Annotated in this window: 20 protein-coding genes; 11 read left to right on the forward strand and 9 right to left on the reverse strand. The window is 75.3% G+C overall.

The annotated features are described in order from the left end of the window. Positions 1-2 precede the first annotated feature (2 nt). Complete coding sequence (locus tag PKA89_RS15885; RefSeq protein ID WP_324421157.1) at positions 3-920, forward strand: hypothetical protein; 918 nt, start codon at positions 3-5, stop codon at positions 918-920. Here PKA89_RS15885 and PKA89_RS15890 read toward each other — a convergent pair whose 3' ends face one another. Next, on the reverse strand, positions 921-1,364 hold the full coding sequence (locus tag PKA89_RS15890; protein ID WP_324421158.1) for a hypothetical protein: 444 nt from the start codon (positions 1,362-1,364) through the stop codon (positions 921-923). A gap of 115 nt (positions 1,365-1,479) precedes the next feature. On the opposite strand from PKA89_RS15890, the gene PKA89_RS15895 reads away from it, so the two are divergent. Genes PKA89_RS15895 through htpX form a run of 9 tightly spaced genes read left to right on the forward strand, consistent with a single transcriptional unit; the run spans position 1,480 to position 10,137 of the window. Beyond that, positions 1,480-2,001, forward strand: coding sequence for an NADH-quinone oxidoreductase subunit C (locus PKA89_RS15895; RefSeq protein ID WP_324421159.1), 522 nt, complete (start codon positions 1,480-1,482; stop codon positions 1,999-2,001). Continuing rightward, positions 1,998-2,954 (forward strand): complex I subunit 1 family protein, encoded by a 957-nt coding sequence (locus tag PKA89_RS15900; protein ID WP_324421160.1) that lies wholly within the window; start codon positions 1,998-2,000, stop codon positions 2,952-2,954. Before PKA89_RS15895 ends, PKA89_RS15900 begins: the two co-directional genes overlap by 4 nt. After that, entirely contained in the window at positions 2,948-3,559 is a 612-nt protein-coding gene (locus PKA89_RS15905) for an NADH-quinone oxidoreductase subunit I (protein WP_324421161.1), read from the forward strand. Before PKA89_RS15900 ends, PKA89_RS15905 begins: the two co-directional genes overlap by 7 nt. Further along, complete coding sequence (locus PKA89_RS15910; RefSeq protein WP_324421162.1) at positions 3,556-4,077, forward strand: NADH-quinone oxidoreductase subunit J; 522 nt, start codon at positions 3,556-3,558, stop codon at positions 4,075-4,077. Before PKA89_RS15905 ends, PKA89_RS15910 begins: the two co-directional genes overlap by 4 nt. Next, the gene (gene nuoK, locus PKA89_RS15915) at positions 4,074-4,400 is read left to right on the forward strand and encodes an NADH-quinone oxidoreductase subunit NuoK (protein ID WP_324421163.1); all 327 of its coding nucleotides are present in this window, start codon (positions 4,074-4,076) and stop codon (positions 4,398-4,400) included. The genes PKA89_RS15910 and nuoK overlap by 4 nt, the downstream gene beginning before the upstream one ends. Next, complete coding sequence (locus tag PKA89_RS15920) at positions 4,397-6,274, forward strand: proton-conducting transporter membrane subunit (RefSeq protein ID WP_324421164.1); 1,878 nt, start codon at positions 4,397-4,399, stop codon at positions 6,272-6,274. The genes nuoK and PKA89_RS15920 overlap by 4 nt, the downstream gene beginning before the upstream one ends. Beyond that, positions 6,271-7,746: an NADH-quinone oxidoreductase subunit M gene (locus PKA89_RS15925; RefSeq protein WP_324421165.1), complete on the forward strand. Its 1,476-nt coding sequence runs from the start codon at positions 6,271-6,273 to the stop codon at positions 7,744-7,746. The genes PKA89_RS15920 and PKA89_RS15925 overlap by 4 nt, the downstream gene beginning before the upstream one ends. Continuing rightward, positions 7,743-9,200 (forward strand): proton-conducting transporter membrane subunit, encoded by a 1,458-nt coding sequence (locus PKA89_RS15930; protein ID WP_324421166.1) that lies wholly within the window; start codon positions 7,743-7,745, stop codon positions 9,198-9,200. Before PKA89_RS15925 ends, PKA89_RS15930 begins: the two co-directional genes overlap by 4 nt. Positions 9,201-9,246: 46 nt before the next feature. Further along, positions 9,247-10,137 carry a zinc metalloprotease HtpX gene (gene htpX / locus PKA89_RS15935; protein ID WP_324421167.1) on the forward strand — a complete coding sequence of 297 codons (891 nt, stop codon included), beginning with the start codon at positions 9,247-9,249 and terminating at the stop codon, positions 10,135-10,137. A gap of 6 nt (positions 10,138-10,143) precedes the next feature. On the opposite strand, the gene PKA89_RS15940 is transcribed toward htpX, so the two are convergent. Continuing rightward, on the reverse strand, positions 10,144-10,740 hold the full coding sequence (locus PKA89_RS15940) for a GNAT family N-acetyltransferase (RefSeq protein ID WP_324421168.1): 597 nt from the start codon (positions 10,738-10,740) through the stop codon (positions 10,144-10,146). A gap of 67 nt (positions 10,741-10,807) precedes the next feature. Here PKA89_RS15940 and PKA89_RS15945 point away from each other — a divergent pair, with 67 nt between their 5' ends. Then, entirely contained in the window at positions 10,808-11,761 is a 954-nt protein-coding gene (locus PKA89_RS15945; protein WP_324421169.1) for an NAD(P)-dependent alcohol dehydrogenase, read from the forward strand. 1 nt (position 11,762) lies between these two features. On the opposite strand, the gene PKA89_RS15950 is transcribed toward PKA89_RS15945, so the two are convergent. The 7 genes from PKA89_RS15950 to PKA89_RS15980 form a co-directional block, all read right to left on the reverse strand. Next, positions 11,763-12,551 (reverse strand): glucosamine-6-phosphate deaminase, encoded by a 789-nt coding sequence (locus PKA89_RS15950; RefSeq protein WP_324421170.1) that lies wholly within the window; start codon positions 12,549-12,551, stop codon positions 11,763-11,765. A 10-nt stretch (positions 12,552-12,561) separates the two neighbouring features. Further along, on the reverse strand, positions 12,562-13,485 hold the full coding sequence (locus PKA89_RS15955) for an ROK family protein (RefSeq protein ID WP_324421171.1): 924 nt from the start codon (positions 13,483-13,485) through the stop codon (positions 12,562-12,564). Next, positions 13,482-14,873 carry a glycoside hydrolase family 3 N-terminal domain-containing protein gene (locus tag PKA89_RS15960; RefSeq protein WP_324421172.1) on the reverse strand — a complete coding sequence of 464 codons (1,392 nt, stop codon included), beginning with the start codon at positions 14,871-14,873 and terminating at the stop codon, positions 13,482-13,484. The genes PKA89_RS15955 and PKA89_RS15960 overlap by 4 nt, the downstream gene beginning before the upstream one ends. After that, a complete protein-coding gene (locus PKA89_RS15965) occupies positions 14,870-15,709 on the reverse strand; it encodes a carbohydrate ABC transporter permease (RefSeq protein ID WP_324421173.1) in 840 nt (279 codons plus the stop codon). The genes PKA89_RS15960 and PKA89_RS15965 overlap by 4 nt, the downstream gene beginning before the upstream one ends. Beyond that, positions 15,709-16,683 (reverse strand): sugar ABC transporter permease, encoded by a 975-nt coding sequence (locus PKA89_RS15970; protein WP_324421174.1) that lies wholly within the window; start codon positions 16,681-16,683, stop codon positions 15,709-15,711. The genes PKA89_RS15965 and PKA89_RS15970 overlap by 1 nt, the downstream gene beginning before the upstream one ends. A 97-nt stretch (positions 16,684-16,780) precedes the next feature. Then, entirely contained in the window at positions 16,781-18,133 is a 1,353-nt protein-coding gene (locus tag PKA89_RS15975) for an extracellular solute-binding protein (RefSeq protein ID WP_324421175.1), read from the reverse strand. A 29-nt stretch (positions 18,134-18,162) separates the two neighbouring features. Further along, positions 18,163-19,266: an ROK family protein gene (locus tag PKA89_RS15980; protein WP_324421176.1), complete on the reverse strand. Its 1,104-nt coding sequence runs from the start codon at positions 19,264-19,266 to the stop codon at positions 18,163-18,165. Between the last annotated feature and the right edge of the window lie 23 nt (positions 19,267-19,289).

Genomic DNA, 19,289 nt, shown 5'->3' on the forward strand with positions numbered 1-19,289 from the left:
CTGTGAGCCGCTCACGCCCGCACGTCTCCGTCCTGCTCGCCGCACTCGCCGCCCTCGTCGCGCTCGGGGTGCTCGGCGCCTGCGGGAGGTCCGGGCCGGCCGGTGGGGGTGTCGTCGACGACGGGACCCCGTTCGGCCGGCAGGCCGCGGCCGCGGCGAAGGCGTGGCGCGACGCGGGGCTCGGGGCGCGGTGGAGCGACGGGTTCGTGCCCCTCGAACCGCTGAGCGTCGAGCCGCCGTGGATCGAGGACGGCACCCTCAAGGCGTCCTTCTACGGCGGCTGGATCCGCGCGGCCACCTTCCCCGACGACGCGGGCTCGGGCGTGGTGCGCTTCGCGGACGGCTCCACGCTGGAGGTCCCGCTCGTCGGTGCGCGGACGGCCGTCGGGCAGCTCCCCGCCCGCTCCGGTGCCTGCCCGACCGACTCCGGGTCGTCGGAGTGCCGCTGGGTCACGCTCACCGCGGCTCGCCTCGGCACGACGACCCTCGGCACCTCCCGCGGAGAGGCGAGCGTGCCGGCCTGGCTGTTCACCGTCGAGGGGCTGTCACAGCCGCTGGTCCGGGTCGCCGTCGCGCCCTCGGCGGTCACGTCGCTCCCGGAGCTCCCCGCCCCGGGAGCGGGTCGCGAGGCGGGGATCGTGTCCGCGATGTACCTCGGGCCGGTGGACGGCACCACCCTCGCCGTCGACGTGGGCACCGGGTCGTGCGACACCGGCCCCCGCGGCCTCGTGGCCGAGTACCCGGACCTCGTCGTCGTCGGTGGCGCGGTCACCACGCCGCCTCCCGGAACGGCCTGCGACTCGATGCTCGTGGTCCAGCGCGTCGAGGTCCACCTGCAGCGACCGGTGGGGACGCGCCCGGTCATCGACGCGGTGAGCGGCCAGCCGCTGCGGCCGGCTCCGGCCGCACCGAGCGGCTGATCAGCGGCCGGCGAGCTTGCGCCAGACCGACCTGCGCGGCGGGTCGGTCAGGGGCGTCGGCTGCTCCGGGTTGAGGTCGACGGCGCCCTCGGTCGGCGCGTAGGCGGCGTGCGCCCGCTGGCGGTGGCGCGGCGCGACGGGGGTGGCCGGCTCCGGGTCGCGGCCCCATCCGCGGGCCGTTCCGGCGGCGGGCCGTGACGGCGGCGGGGCGTCGGCGGGCGGGACGGCCCACGGCGCGATCCGGCCCTCGAGGGTCGGTGCGGTGCGGCGCAGGGCCGGGCGCGCCGGCTCCGGCGTGTCGCGGACCACCCGGTGGACCGCCGGGGCCGCCGGGGCCGCCGTGACCTTCGGGACCGCCGGAGCCGTGACGGCGGGCGCGTCCCAGGCCGCGCGCAGCCGGGACCGGGGCACCGTGGTCTCGTCGACGTCGTGCTCCCCGGTCACGGCATCCATCGTAGGGAGGTGGACCCCCGCGGCGCCGGGGTTCGGAGCAGCCCGGCGCCCCACCCGGGCGGAGTGGCGGGGCCTCCGGGCGCGGTGTCTCGCTAGGCTGCCGGACGTGGCGGACGAGACGCGCGTGGTCGAGCCCGGTGGGTGGCGTGACGCCGTCGCCGCCGCCCGCTCCGAGGGCTTCGCCTTCGTCGACTGGCTGAGCGCCGTCGACCGCCTGCACGACGAGGCCGCACCGGGCTTCGACGTCGTCTGCCACCTCCTCGACGTCCGCACGCCCGGGGCGTTGCACGGTCTGCTCCTGACCACCCGCGTCGCCGACGGTGAGGCCCTCGACTCGGTGACCGGCGTCGCGCCCGGCGCCGCCTGGCACGAGCGCGAGACGCACGAGATGTTCGGCATCGACTTCGCCGGGTTCGACGACGGCACCGGCCTCGGTCTGCGCCCCCTCCTGCTCCCCGACGGGTTCGAGGGCACGCCGCTGCGCAAGTCGTTCCAGCTCGCGGCCCGGGCGAGCAAGCCGTGGCCGGGCGGCAAGGAGCCGGGCGAGGGCCACGAGTCGTCGCGCTCGCCCAGCCGCCGCCGCGTCCAGGCGCCCGGGGTCCCGCCGCCGGAGTGGGGGCCGCGATGACCCTGCTCGAGGCCGTCCTCCGCGCGGTCGCCGCCCTCGCCGCGTTCCTCGTCCTGCCGCTGCTCGTCGGCCAGGCCGAGCACAAGGTGATGGCGCACATGCAGGGCCGGCTCGGTCCGATGTACGCGGGCGGTTTCCACGGCTGGGCGCAACTCGTCGCCGACGGCGTGAAGTTCCTCCAGAAGGAGGACATCACGCCGCGCGCCGCCGACCGGTGGGTCTTCCGGCTCGCGCCCGCCGTCGCCCTCGTGCCGTACCTCGTCGCCCTCGCGACCGTGCCGGTGCACCCCGGCGTCGCCGCCGTCGACGTGCCCGGGTCCCTCGTCCTCGTCCTCGCCGCCACCTCGGTCGGCGCGCTCGGCACCCTGATGGCCGGCTGGTCGAGCGCCAACAAGTACTCGCTGATCGGCGGCCTGCGCGCGGCCGCCCAGCTCGTGTCGTACGAGCTGCCGATCGTCCTCGCCCTGGCATCGGTCGCCCTGGCCGGTGGGTCGCTCTCGCTCGTCGTCCTCGCCGACCGCTGGACCCCGCTGTGGCTGCTCTGGCAGCTGCCGGGCGCGGTGGTCTTCCTCGTCGCCGCGGTCGCCGAGCTGCAGCGACCCCCGTTCGACATGCCCGTCGCCGACGCCGAGCTCGTCATGGGCGCGTGGACCGAGTACACGGGCCTGCGCTTCGCCTTCTTCCTCCTGTCCGAGTACGCCGGCATCGTCGTGATGTCGCTGCTCTTCGCCGTGCTGTGGCTCGGCGGATGGCACGGGCCGTTGCCCGACGCGCTCGGCTGGCTGTGGACCCTGCTCAAGGGGTTCGCCGTCGCGCTCGTCGTCATCTGGGTGCGGGTGGCCTGGCCCCGGCTGCGCGAGGACCAGCTGCAGCGACTCGCCTGGCTGGGGCTCGTGCCGCTGGCCCTCCTCCAGCTGCTCCTCACGGGGGCCGGGGTGGTGCTCGGATGGTGAGCGAGAAGGACACCCGGGGCCGCGGCAGCCTGCCCGGCGTGCTCAAGGGCCTCGCGACGACGGCCCGCACCGCGCTGCGCCCAACGCACACCGCGGAGTACCCGGACGTGGCGCCCGAGCTGCCGCCGCGCAGCCGCGGCGTCATCGCGCTGCTCGAGGAGAACTGCACCTCGTGCATGCTCTGTGCGCGCGAGTGCCCCGACTGGTGCATCTACATCGACTCGCACAAGGAGACGATCCCCGCCTCCACGCCGGGCGGCCGCGAGCGGCAGCGCAACGTCCTCGACCGCTTCGCCATCGACTTCTCGCTGTGCATGTACTGCGGCATCTGCATCGAGGTGTGCCCGTTCGACGCGCTCTTCTGGAGCCCGCAGTTCGAGTACGCGGAGGTCGACATCCGTGACCTCCTCCACGAGAAGGACCGGCTCGGGGAGTGGATGCGCACCGTGCCGCCGCCGCCGGCGCTCGACGAGAAGGCCGCCGAGCCGGCCGAGGTCGCCGCCGCCAACCGCCCGGCCCGTGGGACCGGCCTCGTCGCCGGGGGTGGCGCCGCCCGCCCGCCGCGGACCGTGCGGCCCAGGGTCGTCCGCGAGGAGCTCGAGTGACCGCCCTCGACACCGCCTTCGCGGCGAGCGCCGTGCTCGCCGTCCTCGGGGGCCTGTTCGCGGTGACGACGCGGCACGTCGTCCACGCGGCCCTGTGGCTCGTCGTCGCGCTGCTCGGGGTCGCCGGCTCGCTGCTCGTCCTCGGTGCCGAGCTCGTCGCGCTCGTCCTCGTCCTCGTCTACGTCGGGGCCGTCGTCGTCCTCGTCCTCTTCGCGCTGATGCTCACCCGCGCGCCGATCGGTCCCGACCGCGCCCACGCGGTCGGTCCGTGGCGGGCGGTCGGGGCGGCGCTGCTCGGCCTCGCGACCGCCGGGCTGCTGGCCAGCGTCCTCGTCCCGCTCGCCGACGGCACCGTCCGGCGCTCCGACGTGACGACGACCCAGGTCGCCGGGCAGCTCTTCGGCACCTGGGTGTGGCCGTTCGAGCTCCTGTCGCTGCTGCTGCTCGCGGCCCTCGTCGGCGCCCTCGCCGTGGCTCGTGGCTCCCGCGACGCCGCGGGCCCGGAGGCCGCGTCGTGATCCACCTCGTCGGTCCGTACCTCCTGGCCTCGGCCCTCGTCGGGCTCGGTGTCGCAGGGGTCGCGGTGCGCCGCAACGCCGTCCTCGTCCTCGTCGGGGTCGAGCTGATGCTCTCCGGCGGCCTCGTGCTCCTCGTGACGACCCAGGCCGCGGGGGCGGACCGGTGGGCGGCCGGCAGCGTCCTCCCGCTGTTCACCATCACCATCGCGGCGGCCGAGGTGGTCGTCGCGCTGGCCGTCGTCCTCGCCGTGTTCCGGCGGCGTGGCTCCATCGACCTCGACGAGCCGAGCCCGGCGGAGACCACGGCGGAGGTCGCGCCGTGAGCCCGTGGCTGCTCGTCCTCGTCCCGGCGGCCGCGGCCGCCCTCGGGGTCGCGGTCCGGCGCGACGACCGGCTCGTCGCCGGGGTCGCCACGATCACCTCGGGCGCAACCCTCCTGCTCGCCGTCGTCGGGTGGATCGCCCAGCGCGGCACCGTGACCGGCCACACCTTCCCCTTGCCGGTGGGCGAGCTGCACGTCCCGCTCGGTACCGTCACCGACCCAACCCGGCTCGCCCTGGCGACCGTCGTCGCCCTCGTCGCGACCGCCGTGCAGGTCTACTCCACGTGGTACCTCGGCACCGACGACCGCTACGGCCAGTTCGCGGCCACCGTGTCGCTGTTCACCGCCGCGATGCTCCTCGTCGTCGTCTCCGCCGACCTCGTCCTCACCGTCGTCGGCTGGGAGGTGATGGGCTGGTGCTCCTACCTGCTCATCGGGCACTGGTCGCGCCGACCGGCGGCCCGGCGGGCGGCGCTCAAGGCGTTCCTCGTGACCCGGGTGGCCGACATCGGGTTCGTCCTCGGCATCGTCGGGCTCGCCGCCGGTGCGGGCACGACCGCGCTCGGCGGCGTGGTGCAGGCCTGGGCCCGCCCGACGGAGTGCGTCGACACGGCCGTGCAGACCGGGCTGACGGTCGGGGAGGGGCTCACGGCCTGCGCGGCACCGGACGCCCGGCTGCGCGCCATCCTCCTCGTCCTCGTCGTCGTCGGGGTGCTCGGCAAGTCGGCGCAGGTCCCGTTCCAGGACTGGCTGGCCGACGCCATGGAGGGCCCGACGCCGGCGAGCGCGCTCATCCACGCCGCGACGATGGTGGCCGCCGGCACCGTCGTGCTCTCCGGCCTCTTCCCGCTGCTCGCCGACAGCCCGTCGGCGCGGTGGTTCCTCGGGGTGGCGGTCTCCGTGACGATGCTGCTCGCCGCGGTCCTCGCCTTCGCCCAGAGCGACCTCAAGCGGATGCTCGCGTGGTCGACCGTCAGCCAGGTGGCCGTGATGCTCTCCGCGGTCGCCGCGGCGCCGGGCGACGCGGGCCCCGGCGCCGGGCTGCTCCACCTGTGGTCGCACGCGCTCTTCAAGTCGCTGCTCTTCCTCGCCATCGGCTGGGCCGCCGTCGCCGCCGGGGGGACCGCGGCCACCCCCCTGCGCGGCAGCGCCACCGCCGCACCGGTCCTGCGGGTCGCGTTCCTCGTCGGGTTCCTCTCGCTGGCCGGGGTGCCGCTCGTCGTGGGCGGCGTCTCGAAGGAGCACGTCCTCGCCGCCGCGTGGGACGGTGCGGTCGGCGCCGACGGGCCGGGCGTCCTCGTCCTCGTCGCCCTCGTCCTCACCTCGGCCGTCACCGCCGCGTACGCGACCCGCGGCTACCTCGTCCTCACCGCGCACCTGCGCCAGCGGCCGTCCGCCGGTGCCGTGACGCCGGCGGCCCCGACCGTGCTCTGGGTGCTCACCGTCCTCACGGTCTTCGGGGGCCTCGTCGTCCTCACCGGGTCCTTCGGCGTGCACGAGGTGTCACTGCTCTGGCTCGTGCTCACCGTCCTCGTCGTCGGGGTCGGGGTGGCCGTCGCGCTCCGCGGCGGCTTCGACCGCGACCCCGCCGAGGTGCTCGCCCGCCGGTTCGTCCCGCACGCGGACCGCGGGCTCGGCGTCGACGCGCTCTACCGCCGCGTCGTCGCCCGCCCGGTGCTGCGGCTGGCCCGGCTCGTCGCCTTCCTCGACACCGAGGTCGTCGACGCCTACGTCCGCGGCGCCGCCGTCGCCACCCGCGCGGCCGGATGGACCGGGGTGCGCCTCCACCGCCGCGAGCGGCCGTCCGCCGGTGTCGGGCTCGTCCTCGCCGGAGTGCTCGTCCTCGGCATCGCGGGGGTGCTCGCGTGGTCGTGAGCCTGCTCCTCGCGCTCCCCGCCGCCGTCGGCCTCTGGCTGGTCAGCGGTGGCCGGGCCCTCCCGGTGCGCCCCGCCCGCGTCCTCGCCGCCGGGACGGCGGTCGCGACCCTCGGGCTCGCGGTCGCCGTCGTCGTCACGGGCGCCGCGGTCGACCGCCCGTGGCTGCCCGAGCTCGGCGTGCGCTGGTCGTTCGGCGTCGACGGCGTCTCGACGCCGCTGCTGCTCCTCACCGCGGTGATGGGGGTCGTCGTCGCGGCGCACGCCTGGGTCGAGGTGCCGTCGGGTGGCACCCCCGCCACCTTCCTCGGCTGCCTGCTCCTCGTCGAGGCCGGCGCGCTCGCCACCTTCTCGGCCCGCGACGCCGTCCTCTTCTTCGTCGCGTTCGAGGTCGTCCTCGTGCCGATGTGGGTGCTCGTCGGCCGCTACGGCGACCCGCACGACCCCCGCGGCCGCACCGACGCGGCCCAGCGGTTCATCCTCTACACGGCGGTCGGGTCGACGACGATGCTCGTCGGCATCCTCCTGCTCGTCGCCTCGGCCGGCACCGCCGACCTGCGGGCGCTCGCGGGCGGTGCCGGGGCTGCGCTCGGTCCCGGCACCCAGCTGGCGGTGGCGCTGCTCCTCGTCGTCGGCCTCGCCGTCAAGGTCCCGGTCTTCCCGCTGCACACCTGGCTGCCGCCGGCCCACACGACCGCTCCGACCGCCGGGTCGGTGCTGCTCGCGGCGGTGCTGCTCAAGATGGGGACCTACGGCCTCGTGCGGCTGCCGGTCGCCACGGTGCCCGGGGGGTTCAGCCGGCTCGCACCGGTCCTCGCCGTGGCCGGGGTCGTCGGCATCCTCTGGGGTGGGCTCGTCTGCCTCGTCGAGCGCGACCTCAAGCGGCTCGTCGCGTACTCGTCGGTCGCGCACATGGGGTTCGTCGTCCTCGCCCTCGCGAGCGGGTCGCACACCGGCCTCCAGGCGGCCCTCTACGCCAACATCGCCCACGGCGTGGTCTCGGCCCTCCTCTTCGTCCTCGTCGGCGGGCTCAAGCAGCGGTGGGGCGACGTCGACCTCGCGGTCCGGCGCCCGGCGCTGCGCGAGACCTCGCCGCGGCTCGGGTTCGTCCTCGTCCTCGGCCTGGCCGCGAGCCTCGGCCTGCCCGGCCTCGCGGGCTTCTGGGGCGAGCTGCTCGCGGTGTACTCGGCGTGGGCCCCGGCGGCCGGCCGGCCCGGCCCGGTCTTCGTCACCTGCGCCGTCCTCGCCGCGGTGGGGGCGGCGCTCGCGGCGGCCTACGCGCTGCGGGTCGCCGGGCTGGTCTGGGTCGGCGACCGGCCCGACCCCGAGGCCGCCCGCACCCCGGACGCCGTCGGCGTCGAGCGCTGGGTCCTCGGTGGGCTGGCGGCACTCGTCGTCGTCCTCGGCGTCGCCCCGATGCTCCTGCTGTCGGTGACCTCCGACGCCGCCCTCGCCCTGGTGGGCACCCGATGACCTCCCTCGTCACGCTCGACTGGCTCGTCCTCGCGCCGGCCCTCGCCCCGGTCCTCGGCGTGGTGCTCGTCCTCGTCGGCGACGCCCTCCGGCCGGCCGGCCGCAGCCGCTGGGCGCTGCCGCTCGCCGGCGCCGTGCTCGTCGCAGGCGCGGGTCTGGCGCTGCGCGGCACGTTCGCCGGCTCGGGCGAGCCGTTGCGCACGCTCTGCCTGCCCGGCCCGCAGGGCGCCTGCCTGTGGACCGCCGAGCCCCGCACCTCGACCCTCCAGGCCGGCGTCCTCCTCGCGGCGGCGGCGGCGCTCGCGCTGCTCCACGACGGGCGGCCGGGGGTGCGCGACGCGTCGGTCACCGCGGTCCTGCTGCTCGCCGCGACGACCGGGGGAGTGTCCGTCGCCGCGGCCCGCGACCTCGGCTCGTGGCTGGTCGCCCTCGAGCTCGCCACGGTCCCGGCGGTCGCGCTCGTCGCCCTCCGCGGCAGCCGGTCGGCCGCCCACGGCGCCCTCAGCCTCCTCGTCACCTCGCTCGTGTCCTTCGCGCTCCTCGTCCTCGGGGCCGCCCTGTGGCTCACCGCGACCGGTGATGCCACCTTCTCGACGCGGTCGGCGGCCCTCGCGTGGGCCGACCCGCACCGCCACGACGTCCTCGTCCTCGCCGTCGTGCTGCTCGTCGCCGGGCTCGGGTTCAAGCTGTCGCTCGTGCCGTTCCACGCGTGGACCCCGCAGGCCTACGCGGGAGCCGACCTCGGCACCTCGCTCTTCCTCGCCGCCGCGTCGAAGACCTCGGCCGCGGCGGCCCTGCTCGTCGTCGTCTCGGCGCTCACCGGCATTGATAAGCCGGCCGTCGTCGTCGTGCTCGGGGTGCCGGCGGCCGCATCCCTCCTGCTCGGCACGGTCGTCGCGCTGCGCCAGGACGACCCGGTCCGCCTCCTCGCGTGGTCGGCCATCGCGCAGGCCGGATGGGTCGTCGTGCCGCTGACGGCGCTCAGCGGCGCGGGGGTGCGGGCCGCCGCTGCCTACGTGCTCGTCTACGCCGCTGCGACGTCGGTGGCCTTCGCCGCGGTGTCCCGGACCGGGGCCCGCAGCCTCGGGCAGATGCGCGGGCTGCTCCGGCGCGACCCGCTCTCCGGCGGGCCGCTCGCCCTCGCCCTCCTCGTCCTGGCCGGCCTCCCGCCCGGGGTCGTCGGCCTCGTCGTCAAGGTGCTCGCCGTCGCCGCCCCGGTCGCCGCCGGGGTGTGGCCGGTCGCGGCGGCCGCCGTGCTCGCCGTCGTCGTCGGGCTCGCGGTCTACCTCCGGTGGTTCGCGGTCCTCCTCGCCCGCCCCGAGGACGCCGCGCCCGGGCTCGCACCCCCCGCCCTCGTGACCGGCCGCTCGACCGTGGCGGTCCTCGTGCTCGGCACGGCGGTCCTCGCCGTCGTCAGCGCCCTTCCGCACGGGCTGCTCGGCGGCCTCGGCTGAGCCGCCGACCCGGAACCGAACCGACCACCAGGAGCGTTCACCGGACATGCACAACCACTTCAACGGCCTGAAGACCGCCGGGCTCCTCGGCGGGCTCTGGGCTCTCCTGCTCCTCGTCGGCTGGTTCATCGCGCAGGGGACCGGCAGCAGCGTCTTCATCCTCGTGTTCGCCCTCATCGGTCTCGCGACGACGGCCTACGGGTACTGGAACTCCGACAAGCTGGCCATCAAGGCGATGCGCGCCTACCCGGTCACCGAGGCGCAGGCACCGGCGATGTACCGCATCGTCAGTGAGCTCTCGACCCGGGCCGGCAAGCCGATGCCGCGCCTGTACGTCTCACCGACCCAGGCGCCGAACGCGTTCGCCACCGGGCGCAACCCCGAGAACGCCGCCGTCTGCTGCACCGAGGGCATCCTCGGCCTGCTCGACGAGCGCGAGCTGCGCGGGGTGCTCGGCCACGAGCTGATGCACGTCTACAACCGCGATATCCTCACCGGCTCGGTCGCCGCCGCGATCGCCGGCGTCATCTCCTCGATCGGCCAGTTCCTCGCTTTCGGTGCCCTCTTCGGCGGCGGCAGCAGCGACGAGGACCGCAACCCGATCGCCGGCCTGGCGCTGGCCCTGCTCGCGCCCATCGCCGCCGTGGTCGTCCAGATGGCCATCTCGCGCACCCGCGAGTACGACGCCGACGAGGACGGCGCGACGCTGACCGGCGACCCGCTGGCCCTCGCGAGCGCGCTGAGGAAGCTCGAGCTCGGGGTGGCCCGGGCGCCGCTGGCCCCGACCCAGCAGCTGGTCAACGCGAGCCACATGATGATCGCCAACCCGTTCCGGGCCCAGGACGTCTCGCGGCTGATGTCGACCCACCCGCCGATGGCCGAGCGCATCGCCCGCCTCGAGCAGATGGCCTACGGGCACCGCATCAACCCGAGCTGACGCGGGTCAGGCGGGCGGGACGACGAGCCGCATCACGGTGTTCCGCTGGCCCTTGGTCCGCTCGAGCTCGAACCCGACCCGCTCGAACATCGTCCGGGTGGTCGCGTAGAGGAAGGACGAGGAGATCTTCTTCGTCGTGCCCGCGAGGTCGTGCGGGTAGCCTTCGAGCACACCGCCGCCGGCCTGCGCGACGAGATCGACGACACCGCGCAGGGCGACCTCGGCCACCCCGTGGCGTCGGTAGCGCCGGTCGACGAAGAAGCAGGTGACCCGGTAGTCGGGCGGGCTGACGAGGCCGGCGTCGTACTCCCTGCGGTGGTGGATGTTGGGCAGCTCGGCGGGCGGTCCGTACTGCGCCCACCCGACCGCCTCCTCGCCGTCGAACACGACCGCGGCGTGCGAGCGGTCATCGCGCACCCACTGCTCCTTGAGAGCGTGGTTGGCGTCGGCGTCCCGGGGCTTCTCGGACGGCATCGTGTGGAACCACGTGCACCAGCAGCCACCGAAGACGCCGTTGTGCCGAGCGGCGAGGTCCTCCCACGCCGCCCACGTGTCGGGACCGAGGGGGCGGACGGTGAGGCGGGCGGTGTCGACGTCGACCATGGGCGGCACGCTAGCCCCGCCACCGGACGGAACGCGTCCGGATGCCCGCTCCTCCTACGCTGGGCCCGTGAAGGCCGTCGTCCAGGACCGGTACGGACCCCCGCAGGTGCTGCGGCTCGAGGAGCACCCGGTGCCGGTGCCGGGAGGCGGCGAGGTCCTGCTGCGGGTGCGCGCCACCTCGGTCAACCTCTCGGACTGGGAGACGCTGCGCGGCCGCCCGGCGTACGCGCGGCTCGGTGGCCTCCGGCGCCCGGCCCGGCCGGTGCTCGGGTCGGACGTCGCGGGGGTCGTCGAGGCGCTCGGCCCGGACGTCACCGGGCTCGAGGTCGGCGACGAGGTGGTCGGCGACCTGCTGGCGTCCAAGGGCGGGTTCGCCGAGTACTGCCTCGCCCCGGCCTCCGCGCTCGCCGCCAAGCCGCCCGAGCTGTCGTTCGTGCAGGCCGCGGCCGTCCCGCAGTCGGCCGCGATCGCGCTCCAGGGGACCCGGTGGGCCGGGCCCGGGGTCCGGGTGTGCGTCAACGGGGCCGGTGGAGGGTCGGGTGTGTTCTGCATCCAGCTCGCCGTCGCCGCCGGCGCCCACGTCACCGCCGTCGACACCGGCGCGAAGCTCGACCACATGCGCTCCCTCGGCGCCCACGAGGTGCTCGACCACACCCGCGACGACTTCACCCGGCACGGCCCCTTCGACCTCGTCCTCGACCTCGTCGCCCGGCGATCGGTGTTCGCCTACCGGCGGGCGCTGGCTCCGGACGGTCGCTACCGGTGCGTCGGCGGGAGCACCCGCGCGCTGCTGCGGGTGCTCACGGTCGGCAGCCTGCTCGGCGTGGCCGGCGGGCGGTCCCTCGGGGTCCTCGCGGTCCGGGAGGGACCGGAGCACTTCGGACCGCTGCTGCGCAGGTGCGCCGAGGGTGCGGTCGAGGTCCGGGTCGACCGCACCTACTCCCTCGACGAGGTCCCCGCCGCGCTCGAGCGGGTCGGCTCGGGCCGGTCGCTCGGCAAGGTCGTGGTCGAGGTCGGGTGAGTCAGGCGGTCGGGAGGCCGGCCGCGGAGTCGTCGTAGTACTGGCGGTTGCGCAGGCCCGCGGCCGCGGCCTCGTCGAGGCACACGACGGTGTCGGGGTGCCACTGGAGGACCGAGGCGGGCACCGAGGCGGTGAGGGGGCCCTCGAGGGCGGCGGCCACCGCGTCGGCCTTGGCGTCGCCGGTCGCGACGAGGACCAGCCGGCGCGCGTCGAGGATGGTGCCGAGCCCCTGGGTGAGGCAGTGCGTCGGGACGTCGTCGAGGCCGGTGAAGAAGCGGGCGTTGTCGCGCCGGGTGCGGGCCGAGAGCCGCTTGACCCGGGTGCGCGAGGCGAGGGCGGACCCCGGCTCGTTGAAGCCGAGGTGGCCGTTGGCGCCGATCCCGAGGACCTGCACGTCGACGCCGCCGAGGGAGGCGATGCGCTCCTCGTACGCGACGGCGGCGCGCTCGAGGTCGGCGGCCCGCGCGGACGAGCCGTCGGGCACCTCGAGGTGCTCCGGGGCCAGCCCGATGACGCCGCACACCTCGCGCAGCAGCACCTGCCGGTAGCCCTCGGGGTGCCCCGGCGGGAGCCCCACGTACTCGTCGAGCGCGACGCCGTACGCGTCGGAGAAGTCCGCACGGCCGTCGGCGACGGCGCGGCCGAGCTGTCGGTAGAGGCCGAGCGGCGAGGAGCCGGTGGCGAGCCCGAGGACCGGGGGCCGGTCGACGGCCCGGGCCAGCCCGCGCAGGACGGCGTCGGCGGCACGGGCCGCGGTCTCGTCGGGACCGGGGCTGACGAGGATCTCCATCCCGGTCAGCCTAGGCGCTCGCCGGGGTGGCGAGCGGCCGGGGCCCGGCGGCGGGGACCGGCAGCAGCGCGGCGCCGACGGCCGCGAGCGGGGCCGTGCCGTCGAGAACCGTCACCCGGTCGGCGAGGTCGAGCCGGGCGAGGAACGGCGAGGCGGCGCTGCGGTCGCGCAGGTCCGCCCGGACCGCCCGCTCCAGCGCCTCCCGGTCGCGCGCGAGCCCACCCCCGACGAGGACGAGCTCGGCGCCGGCGAGGACGAGGACCTGCACGGCCAGCCCCAGTCCGCCGGCGAGGGTGGCGACGACCTCGAGGGCCGCGGCCTCACCGGAGGCGGCGGCGGGGAAGAGGTCCGCCGGTTCGCCGGGCCACAACCGGTGGAGGGCCGAGCCCGAGGCGACCGTCTCGAGGCAGCCGGTCTGCCCGCACGAGCACGGCACGCCGGTGCCCACCGGCAGGTGGCCGAGCTCTCCGGCCACGCCGTCGACGCCCCGCAGCACCGTGTCGCCGTCGACGAGGGCGGCGGCGAGCCCGGTACCGGCGTTGAGGTAGGCCGCCCGGGCCACGGGTGAGCCGGGCGGGGACCAGTGGAGGGCCCCGAGGGCGGCCGCCTTGACGTCGTTGTCGACGCCGGGCCGCAGTCCGCACGCGGCCTCGACACCGCCGGCGAGGTCGAGGGCCTCGACGCCCAGGTTGACCGCGTGCCGGGCCCAGCCGGAGACCGGGTCGACGAGGCCGGGCATGCACACCCCGACGCGGTCGACGCCCGCCCAGCCGCCGACGACCGAGGCCGCCCGTCCCGCGACGTCGAGGGCGACCGCGAGGGTCCCGTCGGGACCGTGGCCGGAGGGCGCGGCGACGTGCGAGACCACCCCGCCGTCGGCGTCGAGGACGACCGCGGCGGTCTTCGTCCCGCCGACGTCGATGCCGAGCCTCACGGCCGGATCTCGCCCCGGAGCACGCCGAGCAGCGCGCGGGCGACGGCCGGGGAGGACCCCCAGGTCTCGACGTCGGCGCCGCCGCGCGGCCAGCCGCAGTCCACGAGGACCACCTCGTGCCCGGCTGCGCGCAGCCGGGCGACGACCGCGCGGGCCGGATGGTCCGGGCCGACGCCGCGGCCGACGACGGCGACCCGGTCGCCCGGGCGCACCTCGTCCTCGCGGACCGTGGCGTCGAGCGCCGCCGGACCCCACGCGACCGCGCCGACGGCGAGGTTGCTGCCGCTCGCGACCTGGACGACCGCGAGAGGGGCCGTCCCGGCGGCGAAGCGACGAGCGTGGTCGGTGAGGGTGAAGGCCCGGGCGGTGCCGGCGTCCGGCACGGTCGCGGTCGCCGGGGCACCGGCATCGAGCCGCCGGTCGGCCAGGCGGCGAACCCGAGCCGCCGCCTCGGAGACCCGGAACGCCTCGAGCCGCCCGGTGGCCACCGCCCCGAGGACGTGCGCGCGCACGGCGTCGAGCTGCTCGCCACCCGTGGCGGAGCCGAGGCACAGCAGGTCGACCCCGGCGGCGAGGGCCCGGACCGCCGCCTCGGGGATGCCGGTCTCCGCACTCGCGCCCGCCATGTCGAGGGCGTCGCTGACGAGGACACCCTCGAAGCCGAGGTCCTCCCGGAGCACCCGCAGGACGAGAGGGGAGAACGTCGCCGGCCGGCCGGGGTCGAGCGCGGTGACGACGATGTGCGAGGTCATGACGCACTCGACCCCGGCCCGGACCGCGGCGGCGAACGGCACCAGCTCGCGGGCCCGCAGCACGGCGACGGGTGCTTCCACCCGCGGCAGGTCGTGGTGCGAGTCGGCGACCGTGTCGCCGTGCCCCGGGAAGTGCTTGGCGCAGGCCGCGACCCCGGTCGACTGCAGGCCCTCGACCCAGGCCGCGGTGTGCCGGGCGACGGCGTCCGGGTCGGCTCCGAAGGACCGGACCCCGATGACGGGGTTCTCCGCGGCGGAGTTGACGTCGACGACCGGCGCGAGGTCGAGCCCGATGCCGAGCGCGGCCAGCTCGCCGCCGATACCGGCCGCCGAGCGGCGGGTCGCGGCCTCGTCGTCGAGCCGGCCGAGCACGGCGTTGCCCACGGCCGTGGACCCACCCGGGTAGTGCAGCCGCGTGACGTCGCCGCCCTCCTCGTCGGCGGCGACGAGGAGTCCGGGCAGCTCGGAACGGAGGGCCGAACAGACCTCGGCCACACCGCCGCCGGGGCCGACGTTGTCGCCGTAGAGGCACACCGAGACGAGGCCGTCGGACCGCGCGGCGCGCAGCCACGCCGGCGCCGCGGTCCCGACGAAGCCGGGCTGGAGGACGGCGGTGACGTCCTGCGCGAGCGTCATCCCTTGACCGCCCCGCCCACGAGCCCGCTGCTCATCCGGCCCTGCACGACGAGGAAGAAGACGATGACCGGCACGGCGACGAGGGTGGAGGCGGCCATCACCTGGCCCCAGTCGGTCTCCCGGCTGGCGCTCGCCTGGACGAACCCGCGCAGCCAGAGCGGCAGGGTGCGCGACTGCTGCTCGGTCATGACGACGAGGGCGACGGTGAACTCGTTCCATGCCTGGAGGAACGCGTACACGCCGGAGGCCACGAGCCCGGGAGCCAACAGCGGGAAGGTGATCCGCAGGAAGGCCTGGGTGCGCGAGAGGCCGTCGACCATCGCCGCCTCCTCGAGGTCGGCCGGCACGCCGGCGACGAAGCCGCGCAGCATCCAGATCGTGAAGGGCACGACCGCGGCCGTGTAGAGGACGGCCAGGGCGAGCGAGCGGTTGAGCAGCCCGAGCGAGCTCATCATCTTGTACTGCGCGATGAACAGGCCCTCGGCGGGCAGCATCTGGATGAGGAGCAGGGCGAGCACGAAGGAGGCCCGTCCGCGGAACCGGAAGCGGCTCACCGCGAGCGCCCCGAGGAAGGCCACGGCGAGGGCGGCGAACACGGTGGTCAGGGTCACGACGAACGAGACGGACAGTGCGCGGACGAACGCGGGGTCCCCGACGACCGCACCGAAGTTGTCGAGCGAGCCCCCGAGCGGCAGGAAGGTCGGTGTCGTGGACTGGAGCACGACGTTCGGCAGGAAGGCCGAGTTGAGCATCCAGTAGACCGGGAAGGCCCAGACCGCCGAGACCGCGAGGGCGAGGACGGTGAGCAGCACGCGGGAGGTGCGGGAGCGGCGCATCAGGACTCCTCGGTCATGAGCGAGCGGACGTAGTACCAGCTGAGGGCGACGGTGAGCAGCAGCATGAGCACGCTCACCGCGCTCGCCGTGCCGAAGTCGCCCTTGCCGGTGCCCAGCTGGTAGACGTACGTGCCGAGCAGGTTGGTCTCGTTGGCGACCGAGCCCGCGTCCTGGAGCAGGCGAACCTGGGTGAACACCCGCAGGTCCCAGATGATCTGCAGCAGCATGACGATCGAGAGCACGGGGGCGATGAGCGGGGCGTGGATGTGGCGCAGCCGCTGCCAGCCGCCGGCCCCGTCGAGCATCGCGGCCTCGACGACCTCGGTGCCGACCTGGGTCAGCCCGGCGTAGATGCTCAGTGCGACGAACGGCACGCTCATCCACACGACGACGGCCGATGCGACGACGAAGAAGGAGAGGGGCTGGGCGAGCCAGTTGTGTCCCGCGGCGCCGTCGACCCCGACGTGCACGAGGAGCCAGTTGAGCAGGCCGCGGCGCCAGTCGACGATCCAGATCCACACGGTCATCGCGGCGACGACGGGCATCGCCCACGCGAGGAGCATCGAGACCTGCAGGACGAGGCGGGGCCAGCGGTCGAGCGAGTTCATGAGGACCGCCACGGCGGCGCCGACGACGACGGTGACCAGGGCCGTGACGAGGCAGAAGACGACCGAGCGCAGGACGACGGCCCACAGCGTCGGGTCCGTGACGAGGCGGGCGTAGTTGTCGAGACCCACCCACTCGGGCGGCTGCCCGAACTGCTGTGCGAGGCCGAACTTGCGCAGGCTCGTCACGAGCTGCCAGCCGATGGGGTAGCCGAGGGCGCCGAGCAGGAGGAGGAGGGTGGGGAGGATCAGCAGGTACGGGAGGCGACGGCCGGCCCGGCCGCCCCGGCCGGACCGGCCGGGGCGGGCCGGGCGGGGGGCCGCCGCCGCGGTGGCGGTCGGCTCCGGGTCGAGGGTCCGCGAGGGCATGGGGGCACTTCCTGGGTCGGGGAGGGCGGTCGGGCCCGGGGTCCCCGGTGCCGGACGGAGGCGGTCCGGCACCGGGGAGGGGTGGGGCGGGTGCGACTCAGGCGCCGTTGAGCATCGGCGTGATCTTGTCGTCGTACTGCTTCGCGAGGCCGGCGAGGTCCGAGGCGTCGCGGATCTTGCCGAAGAACTCCTCGAGCACCTGGGCCGACTCGACCGCGGCCCAGCCCGGCGCGGCCGGCGTGAGCTTCGAGTTCGACGCGGAGTCGACGAGCGCTTTGGCGAACTCGTCGTCACCGAGGGAGGAGACGTAGTCGGAGTTGGCCGGGCCGAGGCCGGCCTTGCCGAGCATCTGCTGGTACTCCGGCGCGAAGATGATCTTCATCAGCTCCTTGGCCAGGGCGGGGTTCTTGCTCTTGGCCGAGATGGCGATGTTCGACCCGCCGGCGAAGACCGGGGCCGGCTTGCCGTCGTTGCCCGGCAGCGCGAAGACGCCGAAGGTCTTGTCGTTCCAGGTGCGGACGTCCTTGCCGTCCTTCTTCGTGAGGTCACCGATCGACCAGTGCGCCCACCCGGGGGCCATGATCGTCGCCGCCGCGAGCGAGGTCTTGCCCGAGGCCTTGCCGGCGTCGTCGAGGATGGTGTCGCTGTCGTTGATGTAGAGCCAGGGCGACTGGTCCTTCGCGTCGGCCGGCGCCTTGCTCGCGGCCTTCTGGATCTGCTGCAGCTGCTCGAGGCCCTTGAGGCTGGCCGGGTCGGAGAGGGTCGAGACCCACTTCCCGTCCTGCTTCTTCGCGAGGTCGCCGCCGTTGGCGAAGATCCACGAGATGCCGTTGCGCCAGTCCTGACCCCCGATGAAGAAGCCCGAGAAGTTCTTGATCTGGTCCGGGTTCTTCGCCGCGATGGTCTGCACGTCGGTGTTGAACTCGTCGAGGGTCTTGGGCACCTCGACACCGGCCTTCTGCCAGACGTCCTTGCGGTAGAACATGTAGCGCGAGCCGAAGTAGTAGGGGAGGGCGTACTTCTTGCCGTCCACGGAGCCGGCGTCGACGAAGCTCTGGAGCAGCTTGGAGCCCCCGAGCTCGTCGTACATGTCCGAGATGTCGAGGAAGGCGCCGACGTTGGTGAAGGTCGGGCTCTGGGTGTTGCCGAGCTCGACGACGTCCGGGGTGTTCGCGGCGTCCGGGAGCGCGGTGGTCAGCTTGGTGACGAGGTCGCCCCAGGACTGCTCCTCGATCTTGAGCGTCGCACCGGTCTTGGCCTTGAAGGTGTCCGTGAGGTAGGTCCGCAGCTCGTCGGGGGTGTCGCTGCCGGCGAGCCACAGCGTGACCGTCTTGCCGGCGTTGTCCGCGGTGCTCGTGGCGGCCGGCTCGTCGGAGGACCCCCCGCTCGAGCAGGCCGACAGGGCGAGAGCCGCGCTCGTCAGGACGACGAGGGGAAGGCGCCGATTCATCTCGGGTTCCTTTCGTGGGTGTGGTGGGGTCAGACGACCCCGAGGCGGTCCCAGAGGACCGAGGCCGCCGCGCCGCGCAGGACGATGTCCTCCGGGGACGTGGCGAGGCGGACGGTGAGGGGGGTGTCGAGGCTCGGCAGCAGCCGGTCGGCGAGGCTGCGAGCGACGACGGGGACGACCGGCTCGAGGAGCTCGGCCGGGCCGGCGAGGACGACCTCGGAGAGGTCGAGCGCGGCGACGAGGGGGGCGAGGGCGACGGCGAGGCGGTGCCCGCCGACGACGACGGCACCCTCGGGGGAGGCGGGGTCCTCGCCGGCGTCGTAGGCGGCGCGCAGCCGCGGCACGGACAGCCAGGTCTCGAGGCAGCCGACCCGGCCGCACGAGCACGTCTCGCCGCCGTCGGTGCCGACGGTGACGTGCCCGATCTCGCCGGCGGCGTGGTGGGCGCCCCGGACCAGCCGCCCGTCGCTGACCACGCCGCAGCCGACGCCCCGCCCGACCTGGACGAGGACGAGGTCGTGGCTGTCGGGGGAGGCGCTCAGCTCGGCCTGGGTGGCGGCGTCGGAGTCGTTGAGGACGACGACCGGCGTGCCCGTGGCCCGGGCGACGAGGTCGCGCAGCGCGACGTCGGTCCAGCCGAGGTTGGGGGCGGTGCGCACGGTGCCCTCGGGGTCGACGAGTCCCGGTGTGCCGATGCCGATCCCGAGGACGGGATGGGGAGCGGCGGCGAGGACCTCACGGACCAGGTCGAGGACGACGGCGGGGTCGAGGCCGCGTCCGGACCCGACGTCGGCCGCGCCGGCTCGTTCGACGCGGTGCAGCACCTCGCCGGTGACGTCGACGACGGCCGCCTGCAGCCGAGCCGGGACGGAGAGGTCGACAGCGACGGTGAGCAGGCCCGCGCGGTCGAGGTCGACGAGGGTCGCGGGCTTGCCCGGGCCGGCCTGCTCGGCGGTGCCGGCGTCCCGGACCCGGCCCTCGGCGATGAGCTCGGCGACGAGGTCGGACATCGTCACCTTGGTCACGCCGACCTCGCGCGCCAGCTGGGCCCGGGAGGTCGGCCCGAGCCGGCGCAACGTCTGCAGCACGAGCGACAGGTTCTGCCGGCGGCCGTCCGCGGGGAGGACTGCCACGCTCGTACCGGTGCGGCGGGGTC

The organism is Phycicoccus sp., from assembly GCF_035325325.1.
GTDB lineage: Bacteria > Actinomycetota > Actinomycetes > Actinomycetales > Dermatophilaceae > Phycicoccus.